Here is a 9,644-nt window from a genome sequence, read left to right as displayed (position 1 = left end):
CTTGGCCATGAACGGGGAGAGCGCCTCCAGGAGCCCCTCCTCGAAGCCGCACGGCGCGAAGAGCACGAGCTTCAGGTACTCATCCCCCCCGGTCACCCGCAAGGGCTTCGTCCCCTCGACACCCAGCCGCTCGGCCAGGAGGTCGTTCACCCCCCCCGGGGCGATGTCGTAGTTGGTGTGCAGGGAGACGATGGAAAGGTCGTTCTTCGCGGCGAGGATGGCGAGACGGCCGGTTTCGTCCGTCGCGGAAATCTTTTTCAGCGCGGTGAAGATGAAGGGGTGATGCGTGATCAGGAGTCCGCAGCGGGCCTCGACTGCAGCCTCCACCGCCGGGCTCCCCGGGTCCAGCGCCACCATGATCCGGGAGACCTGGCTGGCCGGGTCCCCCAGCTGCAGCCCCACGTTATCCCAGGCTTCCGCAAGGCCGTTCGGAGCAATTTTGCCAGTGATTCCGACTATATCTGAAACTCTTGGAGTAATCATCGCGCACAAAAGAAAAAGAGTGCAACCGCTTGGTGTGCACTCTTTTTCCCCACTTTACGTGTATTTTCTCGTCTGACCAGGTGCTTTAAGGGCATCCCCACATCATCCTAATTGTAGAGGTGGTGGGCCCACCAGGACTCGAACCTGGGACCGACCGGTTATGAGCCGGTAGCTCTAACCAACTGAGCTATAGGCCCGAAAAGCGAAATTTAACTATAGGTGAAAAGGAAAAGGGTGTCAAGGTATTTGAATGACGACGCCGATTTAGCCCTCTTCAGTACATCTCGTACTTCAAAAGCCGGCACTCGATGGGACCGTTGAAAAGGACGATCCTCCTGGCCGCCTTCAGGCCGACCGACTTGGCCAGCTGCAGGTTGCCGGTGAAGAGGTAGGCGGTGTACCCCTTGCAACGCTGCTTGAGCACGTCCCCGACCTCCTTGTACAGGGGGCGCAGCGCCTCCTCCTCCCCCAACCGCTTGCCGTAGGGAGGGTTCAGCACCATTACACCCGGCCCCGGCGGCGGGATCAGCTCCCCGACCGGACACCTCTCCAGCTGGATAAACTCCCCCACCCCGGCCCGCTTGGCGTTCTGGTGAGCCATGGCGATAGCGGAGTGCGAGATGTCCGAGCCGACGACGGGCGCCGGCAGCGCGTCGAGCCTCCCCTGTCGCGCCTCTTTCACCAGCCTGCTCCACAACAGCCGGTCGTAGTTGGGCCAGCGCTGGAAACCGAAGCCGGCGCGCAAGAGCCCGGGAGGGATGCGCAGCGCCTTCAGGGCCGCCTCGATGGCGATGGTGCCGGTGCCGCACATGGGGTCCACGAAGGGGACGCTGCCGTCCCAGCCGGAAAGCTCCACCAGGGCCGCCGCCAGGTTCTCCTTGAGCGGCGCCTCGTGGCGCTCAAGCCGGTAGCCGCGGCGGTCCAGCGGCATCCCCGAACAGTCGAGGCTCACGGTGCAGCGGTTCCTGAACAACCGCACGTTGATCCGGAGGTCAGGGTCCTTGGTATCGACGCTGGGGCGGCTGCCGAAGCGGTCACGCAGGGTGTCGACGATGGCGTCCTTGGTCTTCAGTGCCACGAAGCCGGAATGGGTAAGGGCCGAGTCCCTCACGTTGCTGTCGACGGCCAGCGTCATGCCGGTGGTCAGGTAGCTGGTCCAGGGGATCGCGCGGACGCCGTCGTACAGCTGCTCCGGCGTCTCGCAGGGAAACTCCGCCAGGGTCATCAGCACCCGACTCGCCGTGCGCAGCCAGAGGTTGGCGCGGTAGGCCGCTTCCATCCCGCCGCCGAAGCTGACGCCGCCGCTTTCCCGGGTCACCCCGCTGGCACCGAGCGCGGTGAGCTCAGCGGCCAGCACCTCCTCAACCCCCTTGGCGGTGGTGGCGAAAAAACAATGCTCTTTCATATCCTGTCCGATGGTTAGATTGAAAGCCGCCGCTGCCAATTAATGGCCCTTGCCGGCACTCTCATGAGGACTATACACTCCCCCGTCAGCCACGCGCAATGCAAATGATACACTTTACCCAGAAAGGGAGCGCTGGCTGACGCCCCGGCTGGCGCCGAAAAAAGGTACCGGTCCTTGCTAAGCGCCCCTTTCATGATAGAAATGCATTGTTTCTCATTCGCGATGAAAGGGAGCCAGCATGAACATTCATGAATACCAGGCGAAGGATATCCTGCAAAGCTACGGTATCCCCGTTCCCCGCGGCAGGGTCGCCCTGACCTCCGACCAGGTCGAGCGGGCGGCCAAGGAGCTGGCGGGCCACTGCGTGGTGAAGGCCCAGATCTACGCCGGGGGCAGGGGGAAAGGGGGCGGTGTCAAGCTCGTGCACCATCCCGAGCAGGCACAGGAACTGGGGAAGGAACTGTTCGGCAAGCGGCTGGTGACCCCGCAGACGGGTCCGGAAGGGCTCAAGGTCCGCCGGATCCTGGTCGAGGAGGCGGTGGATATCGCGCGGGAATTCTACCTCTCCATCACCCTGGACCGCGCCTCCTCCCGCTACTGCGTGATCGCCAGCGCCGAAGGTGGCGTCGAGATCGAAGAGGTGGCCCGCCGCAGCCCCGACAAGATCCACATCTTCACCATAGACCCCGTTACCGGCCTGCGCCCCTACCAGGCGAGGAAATTCGCGTTGAAGCTGGGGCTCACCGGCAGCATCTGCGAGGACTGCGTGCAGCTGATGCTGAACCTGTACCGCCTCTGCCTGGAAAAGGACTGCTTCCTGGTGGAGATCAACCCGCTGGTGGTTACCCGCGCCGGCTGGCTCTTGGCCATGGACGCAAAGATCACCTTCGACGACAACGCCGTCTTCAGGCACCACGAATATCCCGACATGATGGACTACTCCCAGCTGGACGCCCTGGAGATCACCGCCGGCAAGTTCGACCTCTCCTACATCAAGCTCAGCGGCAACATCGGCTGCATGGTGAACGGGGCGGGGCTCGCCATGGCAACCCTGGACGTTTTGAAGGAGTACGGCGGGGAGCCGGCCAACTTCCTGGACGTGGGTGGCGGCGCGACCCGCGAGAAGGTCGCGGAGGCCTTCAAGATCATCCTGGAAGACAGCGACGCCCGCGGTGTGTTCGTGAACATCTTCGGCGGCATCATGCGCTGCGACGTGATCGCGCAGGGGATCATCGAGGCGGCGGCCGAGATGCACTGCACCCTCCCGATCGTGGTGCGCATGGACGGCAGCCAGGTCGAGGAAGGGAAGCGGCTGTTGGCCGAATCGGGGCTGAACGTGCAGTCCGCCGACAACCTCGGCGACGGCGCGTCCAAGATCGTCTCCATGCTGAAAGGCTAGCGCCACGTCTCCCCTCGCCCTGCGGGAGAGGGGCCGGGGGTGAGGGAACCCGGCGCAGGCGACAGTGTCAGGCGGTAGGCAATTCCCCTCACCCTAACCCTCTCCGGGGGGAGAGGGGACTATTGGACCATCACGAAATAAGATAACGACGGGGGCTTTATGTCGATCCTTCTAGATAGCGAGTCACGAGTGGTGGTCCAGGGGATCACCGGCAGGAGCGGGCTCTTCCACACCCAGCAATGCCGCGATTACGGCACCCGCATCGTGGCAGGGGTGACACCGGGCAAGGGAGGGATCCACATCGAGGGGATCCCGGTCTTCAACACGGTGGAGGAGGCGGTCCGCTATACGAGCGCCAACGTCTCCATGATCTTCGTCCCGCCGCCCGGGGCCGCCGATGCCATCCTGGAAGCGTGCGACGCGGGACTTGCCCTGGCGGTCTGCATAACGGAAGGGATCCCCGTCCGGGACATGGTGCTCGCCCGCCAGGTGCAGGCGGGAAGCGCGACCAGGCTGGTGGGTCCCAACTGCCCCGGTGTGATCACCCCCGGCCATTGCAAGGTGGGGATCATGCCCGGCTACATCCACAAGCCGGGCCGGATCGGCGTGGTCTCACGCAGCGGCACCCTCACCTACGAGGCGGTCAAGCAACTGACAGACGTCGGCCTCGGCCAATCCACCTGCGTCGGCATCGGGGGCGACCCGATTATAGGGATGAAGTTCATCGACGTGCTGAGGCTCTTCAATGACGACCCGGAGACGGATGGCGTTTTCATGATCGGCGAGATCGGGGGGAGCGCCGAGGAAGAGGCGGCGGAGTGGATCAAGGAACATATGAAGAAGCCGGTGGGGGCCTTCATCGCTGGCGTCACCGCGCCTCCCGGCAAGAGGATGGGACACGCGGGAGCCATCATCACCGGCGGCAAGGGTAAAGCCGAGGACAAGATCCGGGCCCTCACCGAGGCAGGGGTGGCGGTGTCACCCAGCCCGACCAAGATGGGGAGCACGATGCTGGAACTGATGAAGGGCGGGGCGGCTAGCCCCTAGCCGAGGCCGCAGCGGCGGGGTTGGTGCAGGAGAGCAGGCGGCCATGCGGGACCGCCGCTCCCAGGGATTCGACAAGGTACGGGCGCCCCAGGTGGGCGCCCGCTCTGTTTGTAGGTTACATGAACAGGAAAAAGCCGTTCACAAACTGCACTATACCGTAAATGCCCAACATCATGCCGATGACCCAGATGTACTTCTTCTTGAGCAGGGCCGCGATGGAGGAGCAGAGGATGGCGATCTGCAGGAAGATGACTGCCACCCCGAAGGCCTTGCTGTGCTGTTGCGCGTCGTCACGCAACGCCTCCAGCCTCTTGGCATCAGCCTGTATCTTCGCCTTCTCTGTTTCATACTTGGCGATCTTCGCCGCGTAACCATCAAGCTTTTTCTGATACTCATCCTCGAGCGACGGGTGTGTCTTCAGTTGGAGTTCCAACTGATCCTTCTGCATCTCGTACAGATACCCCTTGATGCTCTTGGACTGATAGAAGGCCCACTGGTCAGAAGCCTGCGTCTGTGACAATACCGAGCGGGTGGAAAAGCCACCCCCCTTGAAGGTAGCCATGGTGGCGCAGACAGCAAGGATGATGGTGCTCAGTGCCAGCCAATTCAGCCAAGGTTCTTTTTTTTCTTCAGCCATACCTTACCTCCGGTCGAAATTCGCCGCATTATAACAGAACTGGCAATGAGGTAAAGTGTGTCGGAAAAGTGCTATCTTTAAAGAAATGCACCGTGTTGATTGCATTAGTCGTGACAGATGATACTGTTATAACTCTTGTGTTTACCCATTAGTACCCCACCCGACAATACCACTGTTACTAGCCGGCAGGGGGCCGGCGGACCGACTGGCCGGACAGTCGGAACTCCACGAGCAGGCAGGGAGAGTAGAGAAAATGGAGAGCGTACTCAGAGCCTTGATAGTCGAGGATGCGCCCGAGGACGCCAGGCTCATGGTGCGGGAGCTTGAGAAGGAAGGCTTCCGTGTCCAGTGGCACCAGGTGGACAACGCGGCGGACCTGCGGGATGCTCTGGAGCAGTCCAGCTGGGACGTGATCCTTTGCGACTACAACCTCCCCGGTTTCAGCGGGTTGGCGGCTTTGGAGATGGCCACGCAGAAGGGGTCAGACACCCCGTTCATCATGATATCGGGCAAGGTCGGTGAGGAAAAGGCGGCGGAAGCGATGCGCGCGGGCGCCCACGACTTCCTGCTCAAGGGGAACCTGTCCAGGCTGGTGCCGGCCGTGAAACGGGAACTGGCCGAGGCCGTGGTGCGCAGGGAGCATCGGCGCGCGGAACGGGAGTTGCGTGAAAAGCTCGACTTCATCCAGGTCCTGATCGACACCCTCCCCACCCCGATCTTCTACAACGACTCCCGCGGGCTCTACCTCGGCTGCAACAAGGCGTTCGAGGAGCAGATCGGCATGAAGCGCGGGGAGATCGTCAACAAGAGCATCTTCGAGATCCTCCCCCCGGACCTCGCCCAGCTCTACTCACGCGGCGAGCAGGAGTCCGATGCCAGCCAGGGGCCGCACTCCTTCGAAGCCACCATCACCTGCGCCGGCGGCGAAAACCGCGACGTGATCTTCTACAGCGCCACCTTCAACAACTCCGACAGCTCGGTGGGAGGGGTGGTGGGGGCGCTGCTCGACATCTCCGAGCGCAAGCGCTCCGAGTCAAGGCTGCGCTACCTGAGCACCCACGACATGCTGACCGGCATCTACAACCGGGCCTATTTCGACGAGGAGCTGGACCGGTTGAAAAAGGGGAGGAAGTTCCCGGTCAGCATCGTGATGGCGGACGTGGACAGGCTCAAGGAGACCAACGATCAGCAGGGGCACGCGGCGGGGGACGAGTTGTTGAAGCACACGGCGGAGGTGTTCAGGGCGGCGTTCAGGAGGGAGGACGTGGCCGCGAGGATCGGCGGTGACGAGTTCGCCGCGCTGCTCCCCAACACCGACGAGATCGCCCTGAAGGAGGCCATGGAGCGTCTCCAGCAGCACCTCGCCCTCAGTAACGCCGAACACGGAGGCAATCCGCTCAGCCTTTCCATCGGCGCGGCGACCGCCCACCACGGCGATGAGCTGATGGCCGCCTGGCGCATCGCGGACCAGAGGATGTACCGGCACAAAAAAGGGCGCAGCGCAGGCAAATCCGCCCCTCCGCTGCACCCCCCGAATCAATGGAAGATAACCGGTGTTCCGGCCCCCATTATCTGACTTGTCTAAACCTCTCTCATATCCTGCCCGTTAATCGAGACATCATCACCAAATCAGTGCAGAGTCGGTCGCCGTTCGTGCTGAGCCTGTCGAAGCACACACTTCCCGACCTTTACAAGCCACCCTTCGACAGGCTCAGGGCGAACGGTGTTAAGAGCTTGAAGTGTTGGCGTCAGGTTTCCCTTCCTGGCAGCTGTCAGCTGCGGTGCGACGAATAGCCGACGAACGTTCCCTGCATCTTGGCCGCCTTTTGCAGCAACTTGGCGGCTTTTTCCTTGTACTGGCTGTATGGATACTGCTGCTGAAGCTGCAGCAGCGTCGCCTTCGCCTGCGCGGCGTCGCCCGACTCCAGGTAGGCCTTGCCGAGCAGGAAGAGAGTCTGGTCGAGCTCGGGGGACTTGGGGAAGCGCACCAAGGCCTCCTTCAGCCGTTTGATGGCCGAGGGGTACTTGTCGGTCCTGATGTAGAAGTTGGCGACGTAGTTCTCGTACTCCAGCTGCTTGACCTTGCAGTCCTCCAACTTGGCCCGCGCAGCCACCACGTACTCGGAATCGGGGTACTGGGCGATGAAGGATTCCAGCATGGTCACCGCGTTCTTGACCGGGGTCTGATCGGTATCGATGCCGGTGATCTGGTAGTAGTGGCTAAGGCCCGCCCGATAGAGGGCGTAGGGGGCCTTGGGGTTCAGCGGGTGGAGCTTGCGGAAGTCCTCGTAGGCGGAGGCCGCCTCGATGTAGGACTTGTTGTCGTAGTAGGCGTCGGCGATCTTCAGCTCCGCCTCCATGGTGAGCTCGGCAGAACTGTAGCTTTCCCGAACCTTCTTGTAGCCGGCGATGGCCTCGTCGTAGTTGTGGGCAGCGTAGGCCTTGTCGGCGTCCTTGAGGTTGGACTCGGCACTCTTCACCGGCGTGGGAGCCGAAGCACAGGCGGCGAGGACGGCAACTGCAGTGATCATGGCGAGGTACTGCACAGCTCTCAAGGACATGGCACGGCTCCTTCTCGGTAAATGTCACAGCTCCACTAACACGGCATCGCCTGCAAAGGGGGCAGGGGCAGGATTGGCGGACCGCATCGATAACAGTAAAAGCAATCCCCCCTGTCCCCCCTTTATCAGGGGGGACAAGTGGGACAGTTTCCTCTAGGTCCCCTCCCCTTCAAGGGGAGGGACAGGGTGAGGATGGGTTTTCCAGCAACGGCAATCTGCCGGAGCCGGGCTACCTGTTGGCCCGCTTGCGCATGATCGGGTCCAGCTCCTTCTTGCGCAGCCTGATGGAGAGCGGGGTCACCTCGACCAGTTCGTCGTCGTCGATGAACTCCAGCGCCTGCTCCAAGGTGAGGATGCGCGGCGGAGCGAGCTTGACGGCGTCGTCGGAGCCGGAGGCGCGGACGTTGGTGAGCTTCTTCCCTTTGCAGGGGTTCACGTCCAGGTCGTTGTCCTTGGCGTGCTGGCCGATGATCATGCCGCCGTACACCTCGACGCCGGGTCCCAGGAACAGGATGCCGCGCGGCTGCAGGGCGTCCAGCGAGTAGGCGGTGGTTTCCCCCTGCTCCATGGCGGTCAGCACCCCGTTCTTCCTCCCCGGGATCTCCCCCTTGTAAGGGCCGTACTCGTGGAAGGTGTGGGTGATCACCGCGGTGCCGCGGCTCTCGGTGAGGAATTCGCCGCGCAGGCCGATCAGGCCGCGGGCAGGGACGATGAACTCCAGACGGACGGTTTCCCCCATCGGAGTCATGGCGACCATCTCGCCCTTCCTGGGTCCCATCCGCTCGATGATTACCCCCTGGTATTCGGACGGCACGTCCACCACCAGGTACTCCATCGGCTCGAGCTTCTTGCCGTCCACCTCGCGCATGATGACTTCCGGCTTGGAGACGGCCATCTCGAACCCTTCACGACGCATGTTCTCGATCAGGATGGAGAGGTGCAGCTCACCGCGGCCGGAGACCTGGAAGGTGTCCGCGTTGGCGGTATCGGCCACCCTGAGCGAGACGTTGGTGCGCAGCTCGCGCTCCAGGCGCTCGCGGATGTTGCGGGAGGTGACCAGCTTGCCTTCGCGGCCGGCGAAGGGGGAGCTGTTGACGATGAAGTTCATGGAGAGGGTCGGCTCGTCGATGGCGACGTAGGGGAGCGCGATCGGGTTCTCCGCGGAGGCCAGCGTCTCGCCGATACCGACCTCGGTGAAGCCGGCGATGGTGACGATGTCGCCGGTGAAGGCTTCCTCGATCTCGATCTGCTTCAGCCCCTCGTAGCCCAGGAGCTTGCTGACCCTGCCACGGGTAATCGCGCCGTCACGCTTGATGAGGGCAACCGTCTCGCCCGCGCGCACCTTGCCGTTGAAGATCTTGCCGGTGGCGATGCGGCCGATGTAGTCGTTGTAGTCGATGTTGGTGACCAGGAGCTGGAAGGGGGCGTCGGGGTTCCCCTCGGGGGGATGCACGTTGTCCTTGATCAGCTCGAAGAGCGGCTCCATGTTCTCGGAGGGTTGATCCAGCTCCCGCATGGCGTAGCCCATCTTGGCGCTGGTGTAGCAGATGGCGAAGTCGAGCTGGGCGTCGGAGGCCTGCAGCTCGCAGAAGAGGTCGAACACCATGTCGACCACCTCGGAGGGACGGGCGCCCGGGCGGTCGATCTTGTTGATCACCACGATCGGCCTCAAGCCCAGGTCAAGCGACTTCTTGAGCACGAAACGGGTCTGCGGCATCGGGCCGTCCAAGGCGTCAACCAGCAGGAGCACCGAGTCGACCATCTTCAGCACGCGCTCCACCTCGCCGCCGAAGTCGGCGTGGCCCGGGGTGTCCACGATGTTGATCTTGAAGCCGCCGTGGTGGATGCTCAGGTTCTTGGCGAGGATGGTGATGCCGCGTTCCTTCTCGAGGTCGTTGGAATCCATCACCCGCTCGGTGATAGCTTCGTTTTCACGGAACACGCCGGACTGTTTCAGCATGGCATCCACGAGGGTGGTCTTGCCGTGGTCGACGTGGGCGATAATCGCTATGTTTCTGATCTTCTCCTGCATTGACTTACAACTCCTTGCTTTTGCTCACCTTTAAAATAAAAAGACGAGCAAACTGCCTGCCCGTCTTTCAAACAGCTCAA

Annotated in this window: 8 protein-coding genes and 1 tRNA gene; 3 read left to right on the top strand and 6 right to left on the bottom strand. The window is 62.4% G+C overall.

Features of this window, described 5'->3' with window-relative positions; translation table 11 throughout:
• The 3 genes from VJ604_RS09455 to VJ604_RS09445 form a co-directional block, all read right to left on the bottom strand.
• The coding region (locus VJ604_RS09455) for a Nif3-like dinuclear metal center hexameric protein (RefSeq protein WP_324081909.1) at window positions 1–483 on the bottom strand (483 nt) is incomplete at its 3' end.
• A 120-nt stretch (window positions 484–603) separates the two neighbouring features.
• Window positions 604–680: transfer RNA gene (locus VJ604_RS09450), tRNA-Ile, on the bottom strand.
• A 77-nt stretch (window positions 681–757) separates the two neighbouring features.
• Window positions 758–1,888: a THUMP domain-containing class I SAM-dependent RNA methyltransferase gene (locus VJ604_RS09445; RefSeq protein WP_324081907.1), complete on the bottom strand. Its 1,131-nt coding sequence runs from the start codon at window positions 1,886–1,888 to the stop codon at window positions 758–760.
• A gap of 238 nt (window positions 1,889–2,126) precedes the next feature.
• On the opposite strand from VJ604_RS09445, the gene sucC reads away from it, so the two are divergent.
• Both sucC and sucD read left to right on the top strand, forming a co-directional pair.
• Window positions 2,127–3,287 carry an ADP-forming succinate--CoA ligase subunit beta gene (gene sucC, locus VJ604_RS09440; RefSeq protein WP_324081905.1) on the top strand — a complete coding sequence of 387 codons (1,161 nt, stop codon included), beginning with the start codon at window positions 2,127–2,129 and terminating at the stop codon, window positions 3,285–3,287.
• A gap of 159 nt (window positions 3,288–3,446) precedes the next feature.
• Window positions 3,447–4,334 (top strand): succinate--CoA ligase subunit alpha, encoded by an 888-nt coding sequence (sucD, locus tag VJ604_RS09435; RefSeq protein ID WP_324081903.1) that lies wholly within the window; start codon window positions 3,447–3,449, stop codon window positions 4,332–4,334.
• 115 nt (window positions 4,335–4,449) lie between these two features.
• Here sucD and VJ604_RS09430 read toward each other — a convergent pair whose 3' ends face one another.
• On the bottom strand, window positions 4,450–4,971 hold the full coding sequence (locus tag VJ604_RS09430; RefSeq protein WP_324081901.1) for a DUF4337 domain-containing protein: 522 nt from the start codon (window positions 4,969–4,971) through the stop codon (window positions 4,450–4,452).
• 253 nt (window positions 4,972–5,224) lie between these two features.
• Between VJ604_RS09430 and VJ604_RS09425 the strand changes: the two genes are divergently transcribed.
• Complete coding sequence (locus VJ604_RS09425) at window positions 5,225–6,547, top strand: sensor domain-containing diguanylate cyclase (RefSeq protein ID WP_324081899.1); 1,323 nt, start codon at window positions 5,225–5,227, stop codon at window positions 6,545–6,547.
• A 196-nt stretch (window positions 6,548–6,743) separates the two neighbouring features.
• Here the strand turns inward: VJ604_RS09425 and VJ604_RS09420 are convergent, their stop codons facing one another.
• Together VJ604_RS09420 and typA are read right to left on the bottom strand one after the other, a co-directional pair.
• Window positions 6,744–7,532 carry an outer membrane protein assembly factor BamD gene (locus VJ604_RS09420; protein ID WP_324081897.1) on the bottom strand — a complete coding sequence of 263 codons (789 nt, stop codon included), beginning with the start codon at window positions 7,530–7,532 and terminating at the stop codon, window positions 6,744–6,746.
• A 229-nt stretch (window positions 7,533–7,761) separates the two neighbouring features.
• Complete coding sequence (gene typA / locus VJ604_RS09415) at window positions 7,762–9,564, bottom strand: translational GTPase TypA (protein WP_324081895.1); 1,803 nt, start codon at window positions 9,562–9,564, stop codon at window positions 7,762–7,764.
• Between the last annotated feature and the right edge of the window lie 80 nt (window positions 9,565–9,644).

The organism is Geomonas sp., assembly GCF_035254065.1.
GTDB lineage: Bacteria > Desulfobacterota > Desulfuromonadia > Geobacterales > Geobacteraceae > Geomonas.
This window is presented reverse-complemented; position numbering and strand designations above follow the sequence as displayed.

What these genes read in the sequence shown, in the direction of transcription:
- VJ604_RS09445 (WP_324081907.1), bottom strand. Translation starts at nt 1,888, where the DNA reads ATGAAAGAGCATTGTTTTTTCGCCACCACCGCCAAGGGGGTTGAGGAG.
- sucC (WP_324081905.1), top strand. Translation starts at nt 2,127, where the DNA reads ATGAACATTCATGAATACCAGGCGAAGGATATCCTGCAAAGCTACGGT.
- sucD (WP_324081903.1), top strand. Translation starts at nt 3,447, where the DNA reads ATGTCGATCCTTCTAGATAGCGAGTCACGAGTGGTGGTCCAGGGGATC.
- VJ604_RS09430 (WP_324081901.1), bottom strand. Translation starts at nt 4,971, where the DNA reads ATGGCTGAAGAAAAAAAAGAACCTTGGCTGAATTGGCTGGCACTGAGC.
- VJ604_RS09425 (WP_324081899.1), top strand. Translation starts at nt 5,225, where the DNA reads ATGGAGAGCGTACTCAGAGCCTTGATAGTCGAGGATGCGCCCGAGGAC.
- VJ604_RS09420 (WP_324081897.1), bottom strand. Translation starts at nt 7,532, where the DNA reads ATGTCCTTGAGAGCTGTGCAGTACCTCGCCATGATCACTGCAGTTGCC.
- typA (WP_324081895.1), bottom strand. Translation starts at nt 9,564, where the DNA reads ATGCAGGAGAAGATCAGAAACATAGCGATTATCGCCCACGTCGACCAC.